At 42.3% G+C, this 18,426-nt stretch carries 17 protein-coding genes and 1 pseudogene; all 18 read right to left on the bottom strand.

Annotated elements, in window-relative coordinates; translation table 11 throughout:
* Window positions 1–375: 375 nt before the first annotated feature.
* A complete protein-coding gene (gene psmB, locus MmiHf6_RS00745; protein ID WP_316557812.1) occupies window positions 376–1,005 on the bottom strand; it encodes an archaeal proteasome endopeptidase complex subunit beta in 630 nt (209 codons plus the stop codon).
* A 551-nt stretch (window positions 1,006–1,556) separates the two neighbouring features.
* Window positions 1,557–1,844 carry a hypothetical protein gene (locus MmiHf6_RS00740; RefSeq protein ID WP_316557811.1) on the bottom strand — a complete coding sequence of 96 codons (288 nt, stop codon included), beginning with the start codon at window positions 1,842–1,844 and terminating at the stop codon, window positions 1,557–1,559.
* Window positions 1,845–1,910: 66 nt separating this feature from the next.
* On the bottom strand, window positions 1,911–2,189 hold the full coding sequence (locus MmiHf6_RS00735) for a hypothetical protein (RefSeq protein ID WP_316557810.1): 279 nt from the start codon (window positions 2,187–2,189) through the stop codon (window positions 1,911–1,913).
* 298 nt (window positions 2,190–2,487) lie between these two features.
* Window positions 2,488–2,997, bottom strand: coding sequence for an HDIG domain-containing metalloprotein (locus tag MmiHf6_RS00730; protein WP_316557809.1), 510 nt, complete (start codon window positions 2,995–2,997; stop codon window positions 2,488–2,490).
* 236 nt (window positions 2,998–3,233) lie between these two features.
* Window positions 3,234–3,725, bottom strand: coding sequence for a transcription factor (locus MmiHf6_RS00725; protein WP_420891333.1), 492 nt, complete (start codon window positions 3,723–3,725; stop codon window positions 3,234–3,236).
* Window positions 3,726–3,785: 60 nt separating this feature from the next.
* Window positions 3,786–3,899: pseudogene (locus MmiHf6_RS00720) on the bottom strand (transcription factor); the annotation flags it as partial.
* Between the two features lie 210 nt (window positions 3,900–4,109).
* Window positions 4,110–5,219 (bottom strand): 60S ribosomal export protein NMD3, encoded by a 1,110-nt coding sequence (locus MmiHf6_RS00715; protein ID WP_316557808.1) that lies wholly within the window; start codon window positions 5,217–5,219, stop codon window positions 4,110–4,112.
* Between the two features lie 83 nt (window positions 5,220–5,302).
* On the bottom strand, window positions 5,303–6,811 hold the full coding sequence (gene acsC, locus MmiHf6_RS00710; protein ID WP_316557807.1) for an acetyl-CoA decarbonylase/synthase complex subunit gamma: 1,509 nt from the start codon (window positions 6,809–6,811) through the stop codon (window positions 5,303–5,305).
* Window positions 6,811–8,073, bottom strand: a complete 1,263-nt coding sequence (cdhD, locus tag MmiHf6_RS00705) for a CO dehydrogenase/acetyl-CoA synthase subunit delta (RefSeq protein WP_420891332.1) — start codon at window positions 8,071–8,073, stop codon at window positions 6,811–6,813. Before cdhD ends, acsC begins: the two co-directional genes overlap by 1 nt.
* Before the next feature lie 180 nt (window positions 8,074–8,253).
* Window positions 8,254–9,534, bottom strand: a complete 1,281-nt coding sequence (locus tag MmiHf6_RS00700; protein WP_316557806.1) for an acetyl-CoA decarbonylase/synthase complex subunit beta — start codon at window positions 9,532–9,534, stop codon at window positions 8,254–8,256.
* Window positions 9,535–9,612: 78 nt separating this feature from the next.
* Entirely contained in the window at window positions 9,613–10,374 is a 762-nt protein-coding gene (queC, locus tag MmiHf6_RS00695) for a 7-cyano-7-deazaguanine synthase QueC (RefSeq protein WP_316557805.1), read from the bottom strand.
* Window positions 10,375–10,400: 26 nt separating this feature from the next.
* Window positions 10,401–11,003 carry a metallophosphoesterase gene (locus MmiHf6_RS00690; protein WP_316557804.1) on the bottom strand — a complete coding sequence of 201 codons (603 nt, stop codon included), beginning with the start codon at window positions 11,001–11,003 and terminating at the stop codon, window positions 10,401–10,403.
* Between the two features lie 781 nt (window positions 11,004–11,784).
* Complete coding sequence (locus tag MmiHf6_RS00685; protein WP_316557803.1) at window positions 11,785–13,689, bottom strand: CotH kinase family protein; 1,905 nt, start codon at window positions 13,687–13,689, stop codon at window positions 11,785–11,787.
* Window positions 13,686–14,366: a DUF4956 domain-containing protein gene (locus MmiHf6_RS00680; RefSeq protein WP_316557802.1), complete on the bottom strand. Its 681-nt coding sequence runs from the start codon at window positions 14,364–14,366 to the stop codon at window positions 13,686–13,688. The genes MmiHf6_RS00685 and MmiHf6_RS00680 overlap by 4 nt, the downstream gene beginning before the upstream one ends.
* Window positions 14,367–14,506: 140 nt before the next feature.
* Complete coding sequence (locus MmiHf6_RS00675; RefSeq protein WP_316557801.1) at window positions 14,507–14,701, bottom strand: hypothetical protein; 195 nt, start codon at window positions 14,699–14,701, stop codon at window positions 14,507–14,509.
* A gap of 193 nt (window positions 14,702–14,894) precedes the next feature.
* Window positions 14,895–15,260 (bottom strand): hypothetical protein, encoded by a 366-nt coding sequence (locus tag MmiHf6_RS00670; RefSeq protein ID WP_316557800.1) that lies wholly within the window; start codon window positions 15,258–15,260, stop codon window positions 14,895–14,897.
* A 381-nt stretch (window positions 15,261–15,641) separates the two neighbouring features.
* Complete coding sequence (locus MmiHf6_RS00665) at window positions 15,642–16,328, bottom strand: polyphosphate polymerase domain-containing protein (RefSeq protein ID WP_316557799.1); 687 nt, start codon at window positions 16,326–16,328, stop codon at window positions 15,642–15,644.
* Between the two features lie 211 nt (window positions 16,329–16,539).
* A complete protein-coding gene (locus MmiHf6_RS00660; RefSeq protein WP_316557798.1) occupies window positions 16,540–18,168 on the bottom strand; it encodes a CotH kinase family protein in 1,629 nt (542 codons plus the stop codon).
* Window positions 18,169–18,426 lie beyond the last annotated feature (258 nt).

Genomic DNA, 18,426 nt, shown 5'->3' with positions numbered 1-18,426 from the left:
GTTTTCAAAAAGCAACATGAAAACAGCGGCCGAAAATCGTATCGGGGCTCTGCTTTTGATGAACTCAAAAAACCAATATCGGCGAAATTGCCGTTGTTAAATTTATACAGTAACTTAATTGAGTAATAAATTTGAATATAAGTTGAAATTAGAGTAATTGAAATTAAATTGAATAATTGAAAGTATGTGAAAGTTAATTGAAATTAAATTGAAAGTTAAATAAATATGAATTGAGTCGATTGAATTGTAAATTAAATTATAATTTAAATCAAAAATTGAAAGACTTATTGAGATAAATAATAATTAATGATAACTTGAAATGATAATTTGAAATGATAACTCTAAATTAAAAATAAATAAAAATGAAATACAGAATCAGTTTAATGATTTTCTGTATTCAAGGACGTCTTCGTCTTCCATTCTTATGAATTTGCCGTCGGTAATTTTAACGACGCTGATGGCGTCACCGGAGGCTGAGTCTCTTTTCATTGCGTTGTGGAGCGCGCGAATCGCGAGTTGTGCGCCTTCGTCAACGGTCATGTTTTCTTTGTAATGGTCTTCCAAAACACCGTAGGCGATCGGAGAGCCGGAGCCGGTTGAAACCGCTCTTGATTCTTCGATGATGCCGCCCAATGCGTCTAATGAGTAGAGGGAAGCGCCTTTTTTGTCAACGCCGCCGATGAGCAGCTGGACGCCGAACGGATAATATCTGTTGGAGTTGAGCATGTTGGAGAGCATTGTCGCGAGTCCTTTGATCGTGACCGGTTCTTTGCGTCTCATTTCATATAATTTGGATTCAACTGTCATGGCGCGGACAATCTGCTGTGCGTCGCCGACAGTACCTGCGAGGGTGAGACCTGCATTGCTGCTGATCTGATACACTTTTTTGGCTTCACGGCTGGCAATCAAGTGTCCCATTGTTGCGCGCCTTTCGCTGGCGAGAACAATTCCGTCTGAACAAACTATGCCGATTGTCGTTGTTCCTTTGTATACTTCTTGTTCCATGATAATTTACCTTTTTTGTTTTTGATTTTAATTTTAAATTTTGATTTAAATTTTGTTTTAATGTGAGTTTAATTAAATATTATCTTGATTATTTTATTAAATATTGTATAAGTTAATAAATCTAAATTCTTAAATAAATTATAAATAAATTTATTAAATTATTTTATTAAATAATTTTAAAAATGTCATTCTGAAAATCGTTGGCAGTTTCGTTTTTTAAATCTCTTCGATTGAAATTTTGATTTTGAAATGTAAAATCACATATCACATTTTTAAAACCTAAGCTTTTTCAAATAATTTTTAAAAACATAAAATGAATAAGCTTCAGGCTTTGCAGTCAACCTCTCTTTCGACCGCTTTTTTAATTTTCAGAAATAACAGCCGATTTCAAAAAAGTTATCTGACTCGGCTATAAATATTATTTACTGACATAATCATCTTTGATGTATATAAATTTTCCTTAATTTTTTCGTTTCCTGTTTTTTCAGTTCTTGTTTTTATTTTTTGTATTGTTTTTAATTTATTATTTTTTATTATCACTTCATTTTTATTTAATTGTATCGTTTATGTTTTCGATTTCTTTTGTTTCGATTTCTTTTGATTTGATAAAAACGCCGGTCGGGTTTTAAAAATTGAGCAAAAATGGAGCGGCTCGCGCGGCGGCGGGCAGCTGCTGCGGCTGCCGAGAGCGGCAGCGGCAACGCAAACCTGACTCCACGCGGAAACCGAAAACCTGACCCCACGCGGAAACAGAAACCCGACTCCAAGCGGAAACCGAAAACCTGACCCCACACGGAAACAGAAACCTGATTGCAGCAGCTTTCAAAAATTTCGGACAAACCTAAACATCGTTTTTCTTAAATTTTCGATAAACTTGAACGCCCTTTAAAATCTAAATCTAAGAATTATTTTGGAAGAAAAACGGCGTTCGGATTTGTTTTAAATTTGGAATAATAAGGGATGTTTAGTTTTTGACAATAATTGATGAAAAATCCAGATGCCGCCCCCGCAAGTCGAGATTCCCGTAGCGAAGCGAAGGGAATTGAGACTTGGCGGATTCTTTCACGACGAATAAAAAGTTCGAATTCAGCTGAGCTCATATTTTGAGTAAAAAGCGGATTCTTTCCATGACTTACAATAAATTCAAATTCAGTTGTCCCATTTAAAACTAAATCGAGTACCATGATTTCGCTGACTCATTGTTAGAATCTCCAACTCCTCTTTCCCTCCGCTTCGCTTCGGGAATTCGTCGTTGGAGGAGCGGCTTTTGGACTTTTAATTCAATTTTTTGGATTGAAACATCGTCTTTCAATCATTTTTCTAAAAATAGGAACGCTTTCTTTTATTCTAAATCTAAAACAATTTAATTTAGGATTTTAATGAGCGTTCGGGTTCAACGTTTTTCAAAATTGGATGTTTGGGTTACAACCGGATTTTACAAATGTTGTTCCGGCTGTTCATTATTATTCATCGGAATTTTGTTTATTCATCAGGATCCACTTCATGAGCCAATTTATTGATTCTTTCACGAATTTCTTCATCCGCTCCGGTTTCCGTCAAAATCTTGTTTCTTTTTTCAAGCGTGATGACTTTCGTGCCTTTCACTAAATTATCGGCGTGCGCAACGATTTTTTCTTCCCATGTCCGCGGAATATAATCATCATCCGGAAGACCGAAATAAGCGGCTTCTTCTCTTGTGATTCCCGCGCCGATATGTTTTTTAATTATTTCCAAAACAGGTTTTTCAACGCCGTGCTTTTTCGCAAGCTCGACACCGACGACAGCATGAGTCATGTCATGATTTTTCGCGCGCCCTAAATCATGAAGGAGGCCGCCGATTTCAACAAGATGAAGATCAACATCGCGCCCTTTTGCGACATTTTTTTTCGCAATTTCCATCGCTTTATCCGCAACGGTAATGCAATGCTGAATCACTTTGTCTTCGCATCCTTCATCTTTTAAGATTTGAAGCGCTTCTTCTCTTGAAGTCATTTTCAAAACTCCTATTTTGACGATTGTTTTTGACTAATTTTTTTATTTCTGTTTTTGTTTGTTTTCGTTTTTAATTTTTAGATTCAATTCGTTTTTTAAAATGAATGATTGCCTGCGCGCGCGGCGCAAGCAGTTTTATCGTTAATGCTGTAATTGTCAATGCTGTCAATCCGTCAGCCGTTAATCATTAAATTTTGTTAATCGCTGCATCAGCATTGATTGAGCCGACAACGCAATCAGACAACTTCTTCAAACTCTGAGATTCTTTTATCCAAGAGTTCTTTAAACATTTCGTTGTCCTGGAAAACCAAATCTTCGCCGCAAAGCGGGCAGAGGAATTCTGTATCCGTTGCTTCGTCAAAGACGAGGCGCAGGCAGTTCTGCGGGCAAACGTAGAAAATATTGTTGTCTTCGTATTCCTTGCGTTTGACAAGGTTTCTGTACAACTTTTTCTTCTCACGCTCAATCTGATGATAGATGCCGTCCATATTAAGCATCCAGCGGAATGTCAGCCAGCCGCTGTTCGCATCTCTTTCGCGGTGACAGATCGTGAATTTGCTTTCATAAAGAATAAAAAGAATCTTACGAACCGTGTTTAACGTAATTTCTTTTTCACCCGCCATATTTTCTTTGGCAGCGGCTGCTTCCGCTTCGGCGGCGGCAAGATCTTTTTCAAGCTTTTTCGTTTCTTCGCCTTTTTCTTTTAAAGCTTTAATTTCAATATTCAGTTTTTTAACTCTGTCATCGGCTGCCTTTGAAATCGTGCGAAGCGGATTCAGCGTATTGCAGATTTCTTCGTCCGTCACTTCGCCTTCCGGCATATTTCGAATCAAAGTAATGCCGTCTTCACCGATTAAGCGAAGCAGATAGCCGTGAATCAGGGGGTCGTCTAAATTAATCAAATCGTTTACCTCGTTCGGATTATTATTGCGGATTTGTTCTTCCCGCATTTCGTTTTTTTGAAAACCGTACTTAATGTGAATGTGTGAAATTTAATTCAATATGTGAAATATATCATTTATGATAATTTGGATAATTCTGTGCGTTTTAGCTTTTATATTTTTGCTTTTTTTCATTCATGAATTTTCAGCCATTATTTAGTCATCATTGTTTTAAAGCGCAAAAATCCCGTATTCCGTTTTGAAAACTTTGATTTCGCTTCCCGGGAGCGCATTAAATCCCATCGGTTTTTGAATCGTCACCGTCTCAAACGTCACCGGATCCAAAATCTGAATGCCGTGTTCTTCAATCGCGACCAAAACGGCCTCCTGCGCATCCGCCGTATTTCCGAGAAGCTTTGTATTTTTGAAATGTTCGCCGTCAATGAAAAAGTTGGACGAATTCATCAAATTGATTCCCGTCACGCGCTTGCCGCAGTTTTTGATTTCAATTACTTTGTCTTCAAAATAAACGACATCGCCTTTCTTATATTCGGGCAGCTTCATCGCAAAAGTCGTTCGATAAATGTCTTTTCCGTCTTTCATTCCCGCAAGCGTATAGGATTCGGCAACCGTTCCGCCGAGTACTTCAATAATGTGTTTGCAGACATGCTTTCCCGCTTTTGATGAGCCGATATAAACATCGGCGCCGTCTTTAAACGTCATCGTGTCCGTGACAAACGCAAGTTTGTCGCCTTTTTTCAGCTGCGCCATCATCGACTCTTCAACAAGTTTCAAGCATTCTGTGATTTCTTCCTTCGTCGGCGTCCGATTATTCGCGCGGATTTGAATGATTCCTTCAAAATAACCGCCGGCGCGGCGGCTGCACATTTCGCACGCTTCTCTTTTGATTCGAACTTCAACTTTTCCGTTTTTATAATACGTCACACCGTCAACGTCGCCTTCGACATCGACCAAAACATCATAAATGTAAGGCGAGCGCGCGACCGGATGCATGCCGACGGTTATGTTTTCGATGCCGTCGGGAATTGCAAGATGCTCTTCTGCCGTCAGCATCGCCACCTCGTCAGGCGTTCCCATGTCTTCCCACTTGCTTTTGTAGTAGTGGGCGCCGCAGCGCTGACAGACGCGCGCGTGAAGCACTTCCGGCAAATCAAATAAATTTAATTTCTTTCCGAAACACTCGGGACAGACATTTCTGACCGTCTTATCCGTTTCTTTTCCGCACTCGGGACAGACTGTCATCGAAGAGGCAGGCGCAGCGGCAGCAGCTGCTCTTGCAGATGTTTGTTTCGTTTCGGATTTGTTATCTTTTGGTGTCATAATTTTCCTTTTTTCGTTTTTGTTTGTTTCACAGTTTTTTCATTTCACAGTTTTTTTGTTTTTCTGTTCACTTTTCTTTTTATTTATTCTTCTTTTTTCGGCGGCCAATTCTCTTCAAGCCATTTCGGAAGTCTTCCCGAATCCATCGGGCCGACGAGCGCCGCAATATTCATTGATTTTTCAATATCGCTCTGCAAACGCGCGGCGAGTCCCGGCAGCACAACCGTTTGGTGCGTTGTCCGGTCTTCAAAATTAAATTGCGCTTCCTCAAAGTCTTTTTTAACGACATCCGCTGTCAGCTGTCCGCCGGCAACGGCTGCTTCCACGCCGAGCCCGCCCGTGTTGACCGCCAAAACGTATCCGTTAAAGCCGGCCGATTCCAAATCACTTTCAACCGTATAATACGTCAGAGCAAAGTTTGTCGTAAACAAAACCGGTGATGTTGAATCGGGATTTCCGATTTCATACATTTTCGGCTCCACCGACGACGGCGTTCTCGGGTCTGTGTAAATCATATCGGTTACGTGAACGATCGGAAGCAATTCATGTCCTTCCAAACCGTGAATAATCATAATGTCGGCGTAACGAACGGTCAGCGCCGATGCCGCAATCGTTTCATGATAGTCGGCAACAATTTCGGAGGGAAGTGTTTCTTTCTCCAATTTTTCGGTGTTGCTGTCGGCTTCACTGCCGCTGTTGTTGGTGCTGTTGTTGGTTCTGTTGCTGCCTCTGCTGCTTTTTCGCGCGGCAATCGGCAATGCAATCAGCGGAAACGCCAAATCCTTGTCGCCGTCAAGTCCTGCTTTTCTTAGTTTCACGAAATTTTGGAATGTCTTTTTGAATTCCGGCCCGTAAGAAGAAGTTCCGGGGTCGATCACGATTTTTGAAACGCCGTCTTTTTGAAGCGTGATTGAAAGCGCTTTTAATTCATCCAAATTCCCGCCGGCTGAAATCACGATCGGCACATCAAATTCAAGCGCGAGTTTCGTCATTTCTTTGCGATTTTTCGTGTCGCACGCGTACATAAGCGGATTTTTGCCGCCCGCTGCATCGAGTCCCGCGCGCATGATTTCTGGATTTTTGGTACACAAAATCAAAGGCAAATCGGTATGTGAAATGATTTTTTCAACGGTTTTTCCAAATGTTTCGGGATTGCCCGATGTCGATCGAACGGCAATCATATCCAAATAAAGGAAGTCGCCGACATAGAATTTTTGAAACGATTGAATTTTATTGATTCTTTCAATCAATTCCGTTTCACTCATCGTATCCCAAACATCAACAGCAATCGGCGGTTTATTGTAAAACGAAAGCGTATGGCGGAACATGACGTCATCGCCGCCGATAATGACTTTCTTTTCACCCGCGCCGATTTCAATTTCGCGAATCAGCGGGCTTAAAAGCGCGGCGAGCTTTTCATATTTTTCGGCAAATTCCGGCGGCAGATTTTCATAAATTTCTTTCACGTCGCCGACTTTCATTTTCTTGCCGGCCAACTGCGTTGCAACCGCCATTTTTGACGTTCCGAAAAGCGTTTCGCAATTTTCTGGAAGAAGCGGATAAATGTCAAGAGGACTGACTTGTTTTGCCATCAGTAAACCTCCGTCAGCCAATCATCATAATTTGTTTCAGAATCGGTTGTCGCAAGCGCCGCCGAATTTCCCAAAATATTCGTGAATTCTTTTAAAAACTGAACGGCTTTGGGGTGCATCATCATGAATAAATCATTTCCGGCAAGCGCAAGCGTCATTCCCGTAATAATTTCCCAAATCGGTCCGCGATATTCGCGGTCGCCCCAGTCGGAATCCTGTCCCTGCGGAGACGCAATCATCCACGCTTCGCGCGCGCCCCACGCGTTTGTCGTGCCTGATGAGAGCGGATAAGCGAGCTCGGAATCGCCCGACAAGCCCGACATTCGAATGCGTTCCATGTTGGAATAAGCGTAATCCAAACCGTAGCCGAGCGCAGCCGTCGTCGGATCCATGATCAGTCCGTCAGACTCGATTCCGCATTGGCGGAACAGTTTGCGGTTGAGCTCTTTTTGCGCGTTGATATCCATTTGCGTCCAGGACAAAATGACGTGACCGTATTTCTTTGCGGCATCTCCGATGCGTTTATAATCCATGTTCAGGTTGGCCGATGCAATCAGAGCGCGTTCACCTTCTGCTGCTTCCGCTGCTTTTTCCAGCACTTCCGGATCTTTCTGCGGGTTGCCGCTTCCGCCGATAACGATCGGAACGTCGACGGCCTGCAACACTTCTTCAACGGTTTTTGCCGCTTCCTTTGCGGGCGTGTCTTTAATTGCGGGATCGGTTGACACCAAATGAATTGTAATCATGTCGGCGCCGAATTCGTTGACCGCTTTTTTCGCCCAGGCGGCGGGGTCGTCAATTACGTCTTCGTAATTGGAGCGAACAGATTTTGCAAGACCGACCGGCATGTCAAAAACGTCCATCGTCACGCGATTGATGTTGGGCATCGGCGCGTCAAAAAAGTAAGGCATTGTCTTTTCGCCGCCGAGCGTCAGCGTTTTCTTTCGGCTGCCGCCTTCACTTTTACCGGCGCCGAGAACGACTTCCTGAATCGGCTGTTTGAATTGATTGAAATTGGAAATATTGAATTTTGCGGCGGCAAGCGTGTCGGAAACGGGATATGCGTTGCTTAAAAGCGCTTCAAGCTCGCCGTCCGTTTGGCAGCCGAGAAACGCCGAAACTTGAGAAATGCGGGCGAGAAGTTCCTTTTCATCTTCCTTTGCGCCCGATAAATCCGAAAAGCATACGCTGTCCGCTTTTCCTTCGGATTGTAATATTGAAAAAAGTTTTTCCAAATCGGAATATTTCATTCTGCGCGTCATAATTTTGTTTACCAATGTTTTTTACGCTTATTTAACTTTTCATACCGTTTTTTACTTTTTTATATCGTTTTTTAATTTACCATTTTTAATTTACCGTTTTTAATTTACCGTTTTTAATTTATCGTTTTTAATTTACCGTTTTTAATTCGTCGTTTCAGTCTCATTCTATTTTCAAATCGATCAAGCCGTTTTCCAATATTCTTCAAGCTCTTTCAAATTCCCGACATCTTTTTCCGTCGGAATTTTTTGAACTCTGTCGAGCAGTTTTTCATATTTTTTTGAATCGGCCGATTTGATTTTTTGAATTAATTTGTTCTTTAAAGAATCCGCGATCCAAACGACACTTTCCCAGCCGCCTTCTTTCTGCATGAATTTGTCGGACAAAAGATACATCTCGCCGATGCCGGAAAATCCTGAAATTTGCTGACCGTATCCCGTAAAAATCGCCATTTCTTCAAACGTCAAACAGTTCACGCTTTGCGTTTTCGTTTGCCTGTCGATCAATCCGATCCCGTTCAGTTCCGGTATGTAAAAAGCGATAATTTCAAAAACAGATCCGGTCGTATGCGGATTTTCAATCAAAGAATAAAGCTGAATCTTTTCATTTTCGCCGCCGCTTTCCGAAAAAACGGCTCGATCAACACCTGAATATTCGCCGCCGGTTTGATCCAAAAGTTCATCCTTGTCGATTTCAAAAACGGGACCGCCCGGGTTTGCCAAAACAGATGCGCCCGCTTCAAACCAGTTGATCGTTCCGCAAACGGAAGGCCGATCCGGCGTAATGACGCAAACGTGCGCGGGACTGCTGATTTGGCAAATTTTGCAGCCGTAGAATTTTTCCGTTTCTTCATCGTGCAATGTCAAAGCCCTCTCATCACGCTTTTCATAAATCCCTCTCGCAATTTCAAGTCCTGCCGCAACGGATTCTTTGTCCGTGTAAATGCGAACGGACACCGATTCGATAAACGGAAATTCTTCCAAAAGCGTTTCATTAACAAACCCTTCGATTTTCTCAAAAGTTATGCCGTTTTTCACGGCGTCAGTACTGATTTTGATTTCAATTTGATCTCGTGTGTGTTCATGCGAAACGCCCGAAATTAAATTGAATATGTCGCCCAGCTTCTTTTCAACAACGGCTTCCAAATCTTTTTCCGAAACAGCCGATGCTTTTGAAATGATTTTTTCGATTTCGTCTTTGATTTTAATTCTGACAATCAATCCGAACGGTGATGTTTTTCCGAGACGTTCCAATTCCGGACCGACCAAATATTCGTCAAACAAATCCAAACCGTCGACATTTTCAACATCGGTTGATTTGGTCGACTCGACCTGTTTCACGCCGACAGCCGTTACCAGCTGGTAACCGTCTTCAGAGCCGCCGAGGACGACAAATGTGTCTTCATCTCGAATGTGTTCGCCCGCCGTTTCCGGCGCCGCAATTATTTTTTCATCACGATTCATTTCAGTGGTTTCCGCTTTTATTATTTTGTTCGATTGTTCGATTGTTCGATAATTCTTTCATTCCAAGATTTTTTTATCTCAATATTTCCCGTTTTTGTATTCTTCCAAACCTTTTTGTCGAAGCGTACACGCCGGACATTCGCCGCAGCCGCTTCCGGCAATTCCGTTGTAGCAGGTAACCGTTTCTTCTGCAATCAAATCTATGATGCCGAGTTCTTCGGCCATTTTCCATGTTTCCGCTTTTGTTTTATGCATCAGCGGGGTATGAATTTTGATTTCATAATCCATTGCAAGCGATATTGTTTTTTCGGCGGATTTGATGAATTCTTCGCGGCAGTCGGGGTAGCCGCTGAAATCCGATTCGGAAACGCCTGTTATGATATTGTGCCGGCCGTTGTTTCTTGCAATGACGCCTGCAATTGATAAAAAGAATAAATTTCTGCCGGGAACAAATGTGTTGGGATAATCCTCTCCTTTCGGGATTTCTTTATCAACTTCAATATTTTCTTCCGTCAGCGCGCATACCGCGATGCTTTTTAGAAATTCAAGAGGTAAAATCATTTGTGAAAAACCGTATCGCTTTGTAATATTTTCGGCTGCTTCCAACTCTTTTTTATGTTTCTGACCGTAATCAAATGAAACGGGAAGGACATTTTCTTTCCCGTATATTTTTTCCGCCCAAAATAAACAGGTCGTGCTGTCCTGACCGCCCGAAAAGATAACAACGGCGCCGTCATTATCCTTTTCGTTTTTTTGATTGTTTTTTTGATTGTTTTGATGTTTATTTTGATTCTCTTGATTATTGTCGGTTTTTTGATTATTTTCGGTTTTGTCTTCCATTGATTCTTTTTAGTGAGCGGGCTTATTTATTTCTTTTCGCTTTTTCCGATCAATTCGTCATAGAATTTAATGGCGCCGCAAGCTGCTTGCCCGACTTGAACAAGTTCGATTGCTTCGATTTCTTTTTTGTCTTCATCAATTATGATTTCGGCAACCGTCGGCTCCGATAATCGGGCTCTTGTCGGCGACCCCGGACACACGAGGAATTTTCCTTTGTATTCGTCAATCATAGGCGAGTGAACGTGCCCGTAAATCAAAACATCGACATCCATTTCTTCCAAAAGATACCAGCGCGCCGTGTTATCATCCAATGATAGTCCCGCTTCGTGAACGACGCCGAATTTGATGCCGAATTCTTCAAAAATCAATTTTTCGGGAAGTTTGCTTGAAAGCGGGTCGTTATCGGTGTTGCCGCGAACGGCTTTCAGTTTTCCGGTTTCCAAAAAGATACGGTACGCGTCGTCCGATTCAATGTCGCCCGCGTGAACGATCAAATCTGCTTCGAAAATTTTGTGGCGCAGAATCGGCGAGAGAAAAGAAAAGTTTTTCAAATCGGATTTATCCAATTTTGCGGCTTCGGGAGAATCAAAAGCCGGAATATGCGTATCGGAAAGTGCTAAAATTTTCATTTTTATCCACCTGTTTTTGTTTTTCAAAATTTTTTTTAAATTATAATTAATAAATAAAAGCGATTTTACTCATTATATATGTTTGTCAATATAAAATGAAACATCATCATTCTTCAATCATCGTTCATTAATCATCATTCATTAATCATCATTCATTAATCATCATTCATTAATCATCAATTTGAAATCAATCTTAAACCCAAACATCCAATTTTTATAAAATCGTTGAACCTGAACGCTCATTAAAACCCTAATCTTAAATGGTTTGGATTTTGGAGAAAAGAAAGCGTTCCGATTTTTGAGAAAATAAATGAAAGACGATGTTTCAATTCAAAAAATGAAATGAATTAAAAATCCAAAAGCTGCCCCTCAGAGCGACGAATTTACAAACTCAGATTTATAAATATCTGACAGCCGAATTTGAATTTTTTATTCGCATGGAAAGAATCTGCCTTTTATATTATATCTGTAATCGGTGGAGAATGAACTTTTTATTCGTATGGTAAGAATCCGCCAAGTCTCGTTTCTTCGCTTCGCTCAGAAACTCAACTTGCGGGGACGGTATTCGAAATATTTATTATTTTCATTCAAAACAAACATCGGTTTTATCAATCTAAAACAAAAACGAACGCCATTCAGAGAAGTTGCCGCCGCCCGCGCGCGAGCCGCATCATTTTGAAAAAAATATTACAAAAATAGCCCCGTTTTTCAGAAATTTTTCAAAAAAAAAGGAATCGAACTTGATACAAATTCGATTCCGAAATTTTAATTTGTCTGCATATCAGAAGGGCGCCGCGCCGCGCGTCCGACCGCCGCCGAACTGATTCGTGTCAGCCGACTGCGTCATTCCGGGCGCCTGCCCTGCTGCCGCGTCAGCTGTTGCCGTCGCCGCATCAGTCGCCGTTGTGCCGGCTGTCTGCGTTGCGTCCGTCGTCGTTGTCGTGCGTTCGCTTCTGCCTTCCGCGCGTCCCATGTTGTTCATGCCGCCGAGATCATTCATGTTCAAAGCGGATGTGTCAATCAGAGCGTCCGGATTTGCGGACTGCGCTTCATCCGTTGACGGAACGGTGCCGTCCAACTGTCCCTGAACGCTTTCAGCGCGAAGATCGCCCCAAACATAGAGCGCTGCAACCGCCGTGACGTATTCGTCATGCGTGTAGAAAGACGTCGGGTCGTTCTTGACGGATTCATTGATCAAGGCATCCAATTCCGTAATCTTGGCGTCGTAATAGCCGCTTGTGAAGTAGCCGTCAACGATTTCCTGCAAATACGAATGATACAATTCCATGTATTCTTCGTCAGCCAAAAGAACGCCGATGAGCGGACGCTCTTCCAAACTGACACCGGAAACCGGCGTATCGATCGGGAAATTAATCGTTGAAGACGCGCTTCCGCTTTGGAAAGCGCCGAACGCCAAGTTGAAGTCCCACGGCAAAATCACAATTTGTCCGTTCTTTTCGTACAGATAGTAATTGTGCTTCAAACTGCTGACATAACTGTCCAAATTCACAAGCATCGTGTTGGCCGCGAAATAACGAAGCGTTCCGTCAACATCGACATACGTTTCCAACTCTTCGCCCGCATTCAAATATTTCAGCGCCGTAATGACGCGCTTGAAATCCGAATTCTGAGCGTTGCCGAAAACAGCATTGTCAAAGATTTGACTGTAGCTGGAAATTTCGTCATCGGTGTAGACCAGATCGGCACCGCCGCCTGTTCCGCCGAAGCTTCCGCCTCCTCCGCCCATACCGCCGCCGCCCATGTCTCCGCCTCCCGTTGTCGGCATTTCGCCTTCCGCGAAAGTCGTGCCGTCACCGAACGGATTTTGGCGTGTCGTGGTCGTTGTGGTCGTGTTTGCAGTACCGTCTGCCGCTGCATCGGTTGTGCCTGCCGCAGTCGGATCAAAGCCGCCGAAGTCCTGCATGCCGGTCATATCGCCTGCTGCCATATTTCCGAAATCCATGTTTTCGAAATCGGGCATTTCGCCGCCGTCAGGGCGTTCACCGCCGCCGTTGCCGCCGCCTCCGCCGCCATTCATGCTTTCAGGTTTGTAGAGCTGACCGTAGTCGCTTCCGTAAACACGCAGGGCAAAGTCTTCTTCGACCGCTTCAATTGCCAAGTAAAGGCCCCAATATTCGCCGTTGATCGTAATTTCGGCGTAATTGTAAAGCGGTGTCGGAACACCGATGTAATCCATCATGTCATAAGACAGATATTCCTTCATGTAAGACGGATCCTGATACATGTTGTTGATGACGAATTCTTCTAAGCCGAAGAAAGTCTGGCCGTCAACATACTTGTCGGCCTTGATCTTGAAACTGTATCGATCCGAATCACTGCTTGCGACTTGTGATAAACTGGTCATGCCTTTCGTTCGAATCCCGACAGCATAAAACGTCTCACCGTTGATGGTGACATTTGCCTGATAGAATTCCTCAGCGGTCGGGTTTGCCAAAATGGCAGCCCAATTCTCTTCGGAAATATCAATGCTGATTGACGTGATCATGCTTTGGTCGAAGATTTCGTCTTCGTATTCGGGATGGCTTCCGGCGGAAGTGATACCGAGAATGCTCGGGTTGAACATCAGAATGCAGACAAGAAGAACGGCCAAAACGACAAGAACTGCCGTAGCGGCGTTCAGATATTTGCTGTTGATAAAACCGCTTTTCTTATCAGGCGAACTCATGTAACATATTCTCCGTTGTAGCTGACTAAAACAGCGCTGGTCACACCGGGTGTTTCTGAAATCTTGTTCAAGAAAGTGCTTTCTGAATCGGGCAAACGAACTTCAATCGTCAATTCGATTCCGACTCCGGAAAGTGTCTTGGAGCGGAGAACGTGCTTGCTGACGGAAGCCTTGATCGTATCCATAATTGCCTTTTCTGTTTCTTCGCCGTCGAAATCAACAACCAGAATGTACGGCTGGTCGGTCGGCCTGCGGCTTGAGAAAACCAAGAGGATGACACCGATAAAGAGTGAGCCGAAGACTGCGAGAGGAATCAAGCCTGCGCCGGCAACGATACCTACAGAAATTGCCCAGAATAAGAAAGCGATATCCATCGGTTCCTTAACGGCGGAACGGAAACGCACAATTGAAAGCGCACCGACCATACCGAGTGACAATATGATGTTGGAACTGATTGCAATGATGATCATTGTCGTCACGACAGACATCGCAATCAAAGAAACGCCGAATCCGGACGAATACATAACGCCTGAAAACGTTTTCTTATAAACGTAGTAAATGAAAAGGCCCACGATAAAAGCCAAAACCATGGCAATCGCCATATCGAGCAATGAAAAGTTTGTAATATTGTCAATAATGCTTGAAGACAATATGTCGTTAAAGGTCAAAGTAGCCATTCTTAAGTACTCCTAAAAATGCACAAAGTGCGTAATTTATATCCGTATTCATTTTGATTTATTTGCTTAATTTTATGATTAAATTTACAAATTATTTCAGTATTTTAAGTTGGTTTGATTCCGTTTTTTGACCGTTTTTGTCATTCAACTTTTATCGTTTTTTTGATTTTTTTTTGATTTTTTTTTGATTTTTTTTTGATTTTTTGTTTTGATTTTTTGTTTTGATTTTTTGTTTTGATTTTTTGTTTTGATTTTTTGTTTTGATTTTTTGTTTTTTCATTTATATAGAGGAAAAAATCTGCCGTTTTTTTATTTTGATTGAATTTAATGGACATATTATACAGAGCTGAAGACCGAAATTATTCAGTCTTTGTTTCAGTCTTTGTTTCAACCTTTGTCTGAATAATATATCCGATTAATGCGATTTATGCTGCAAATTTTTTGATTTATTTGATTTGTTTTGATTGCTTTGATTTGCTTTGATTTGCTGTGGTTTTTGTTTGATTCTTTTTGGTCAACTGATTTGTTTTATTTTTGAACGAAGTCGGCGGACCTGCGAAACCTCGGCCGCTTTATGATTCTTCCGGAATAATAAATGCTGGCTGCAACCAAACAAGCTGCGACTCCGAGGAAGCCGACGATAAACGGCGCCCATCCGTATGCTTCGACGCTGCCGACGGAACACATCCAATGGATGAGCATCAGCGCGATCAAAGCAAAGCCGAGCGGCAGATAAATCTTAGAGAAGAATTGATCCGCGCTTTCAAAGGAACTGTTTATTTTCGCCGACTTTTCAAATATAAATTTCAATGCAATCAAAAGGAACAGCAAAGAAAGTGTTTGCAATGCGATCATGCCTGTCTGAATAACGAAAGCGTTATCAATGTACGACATAGTTTCAAATCCTTTTTAGATCTCAAATGTTTCCGATTTTTAATGATAATGATTTTTTCGAGTTTTGATTTCCGGTCGGCGCGAAGCGGCGGACGGACTTAAAACACAGTTTCAAGTTTTTTTCATTTTCATTTTTGTTTTATTTTTTGATTTGTTCGATCATATTTGTTCAATCATTTTGATTGTTCAATTTTGATTTATTCAATTGATTTGTTCAATTGATTTGTTCAATTGATTTGTTCAATCGATTTGTTCAATCAACTTATTCAATCGACTTATTCAATCGACTTATTCAATCGACTTATTCAATCGATTTTAATTGCTCAATCATGATTTGTTCAAATTTTATTGTTCGATTTTTATCTGCATTGATTTTTAGAATCATCCGAACATTCGCGCAACGGCGTATTTTGAGAAGGCCGTATTTTTACGATTTTGAACACGAACGGAATTACGAATGATTTCCGGAAGGAATTCATCGTATTTGACTTCCATAATGATGATGTTTGATCCGTGCGTTCGAACCGTCGGAAGCTCGGGATTGAACATGTCTTTTGCATGCACGCCTGTCGTAATTTGAGAATCAAGCGTGACGCGGACATTGCCGGGCTTGTAAATGAAAGGTTCGCGGATGTAATCGACAACCGTTTTCGGTCGAAGTAATTCGAATTTCATTTTCGCATATAATTCGACCAAAAGGGCATGCTCGGATTCTTTCATCCAAGACGTGTCGCCTGCGATAAGGCGCTCGCATTCTTCCTGCGTTACGGGAGCGTCAATCTTGTTACAGAAACCGTTGATCTTCGTCTTCTTTTCTAAACGAACGTAAGACGCGTCATCATTATACATGCGGATTCTGAACTTTTCCCGATTGTTGACACCGTCAACCTTTTCGCGAAGAACGCGGTCGTTGGGGGTCTCAAAATACAAGCTTCGGATTTTGTACGTGCCGTTTTCGTTGACATGTCTGTCCGTCTCGGCAAAAGCGGATAACCTGCTCTTGATCGTTAAATAATCCGCAAGATTGATGTAATACTTGAGCTCATGTCTGAATTGTAATGTTTCCATAAACCGTTTTCTCCATTCAGCGAGATGTATGTAAACCTATTTTTTATTTTAGGTTTACATTAGTAAATAAATACATAATATATATATTTGACGGTTTGCATTATTTTGATGGATTAACAGAACAAAAAACAAAAAAGAGATATTTTCTTTTTTATGATTTTACCGGCGTTTCAATTATTGTGTTTTAATTTTTGCATTTCAATTATTGCATTTATTGCACTTCATCGTCCTGCGCATCGCCTGAATCTTCGGACGGATCCGGCTCGTTAACTAATTCAGGCAAATCGCCTGATTCGGATAAAATCATAAAATCGTTTGACTCGGGCGTATATCTCGGATTTTCGGGTTTAATGTAATACTTAAAAGTGCGTTCCATAAACATAGCACTGACGGGAGCGTTAATCGACAGGTTTTCTCTCTCAATGCGCTGATCAAAATGATTGGCGGGAATCGTTCCGTTAAGCTGCCCTTCTATGCTTCGCGCTCTGTATTCGCCGAACACGCGCAGCGCTTCAACGCCTGCCGCGTAATCATCATATGAAACAAATGCGGTCGGATCGTCGCGGACGGATTCTCCGATGAGCAAATCGACGCGGCTGATCGTATCATTGTAACGGCCGCTGTCGAAATATCCGTCAACGATGTCCTGAAGAATATCGTAATACTGTTCTTTGTATGTTTCATTTTTCAAAAGCATGTTAATAAACGGTCGGTGATACATGGAAACGTTTGAAAAGACGGGCGTGTCGATCGGATAATCAACGACTGACGGGGTGCTGTTGTCTTTATAGCCGTCAAAAGCGAAGTTTTGGTCCCACGGAAAAATCATCAGCTTGCCGTCTTTTTCATACAAATAAAAATTCTGAAGCGACGCGCCGGCATAGCTGTCCATGCTGACAGCGACGCACGAAACGGCGAAATAAGCGAGGGATTCGTTGATGTAAACGTATTCATCCAAGTTTTCACCGCTGTTGATGTGTTCAACGGCTTTGAGAACGCGTCTGCAATCGGAAAATGTTGTATTTTTGAACACGGCGTTTCCGAAAATCTGGTAATAATCCCAAATGCTGTCGGTTGTATAAATCAAAGCAGCGCCTTGATTGACATCGGTTCCGCTCGGCGGGAGAGAGTTGCTTAATCGGGGAATGTCGCTTTCGTTAATTAATTCGGGTTTGTACAGTTTTCCGTGATCAAGTCCGAAAACGCGTTTTGCAAAATCATCTTCAACCGCTTCAACGGCAAGATAGAGTCCCCAATCCTGTCCGTTGATGTCGATGTCGGCGTAAGCGAAAAGCGGAACGGGAACGCCGGCATAATCCATCATGTCGTATGCCAAATATTCTTTCATGTACGTCGGGTCGCGGTAATGATTATTGACAACGAATTCTTTGAGCCCGAAAAAGGATTGCCCGTAAACGTATTCGTCGGCTTTGAATTTGAAACTGTAGCGATCGGAATTGCTCGCGGCAACCGATAACAGACTGGATTGTCCTTTGACGCGGATGCCGACGGCATGGAATTTTTCGCCGTTGATCGTCACGTTGCACACGTGATAACTTTCTTCTTTCGGATTGGAAAGCAAATAATCCCATTCATCCTCGTCCATTTCGATTTCAACAGACATAATGGCATTTTTGTCAAACATGAGTTCGCCGTAATCGGGCGACGCCGTTGCTGACTGAATCGGAATCAATCCCGGCGCGTAAACCAAAAGAGCGACAAAAATGACGGCGCCGACGATGAGTACAACTGCTGCGGCGTTCATGTATTTGCTGTTGATGAAACCGGCGCCTTTGTCGGATCTTTTGTCGGACCCGACGGAACCTTTGTCGGAACTCATGCCGTTTCTCCAAAGAATTCGGCAAAAGCGGTGCTTACCGAAATCGTCATTTTTTGAAAGATGTTATTAAAAGTAAAAACCGCCATTTAAATTGCCCCGATAAACCGCCGACCCGATGTGAAATGAAAAGCGGGTCAGTGTTAATAAATAAATGACAGAACAGATATTTAAAAGAAAGGGTTGAAGGCGGCAACCGAATGAGTTCTGAAAGACGGGAATAAAATTCAGATTGGTCATGAAGAATAAAGTGAAAATACG

This window comes from Methanimicrococcus hongohii, from assembly GCF_032594095.1.
Taxonomy (GTDB): domain Archaea; phylum Halobacteriota; class Methanosarcinia; order Methanosarcinales; family Methanosarcinaceae; genus Methanimicrococcus; species Methanimicrococcus hongohii.
Note: the sequence above shows the minus strand (reverse complement) of the source record. Positions and strands in the feature narration are given on the sequence as shown.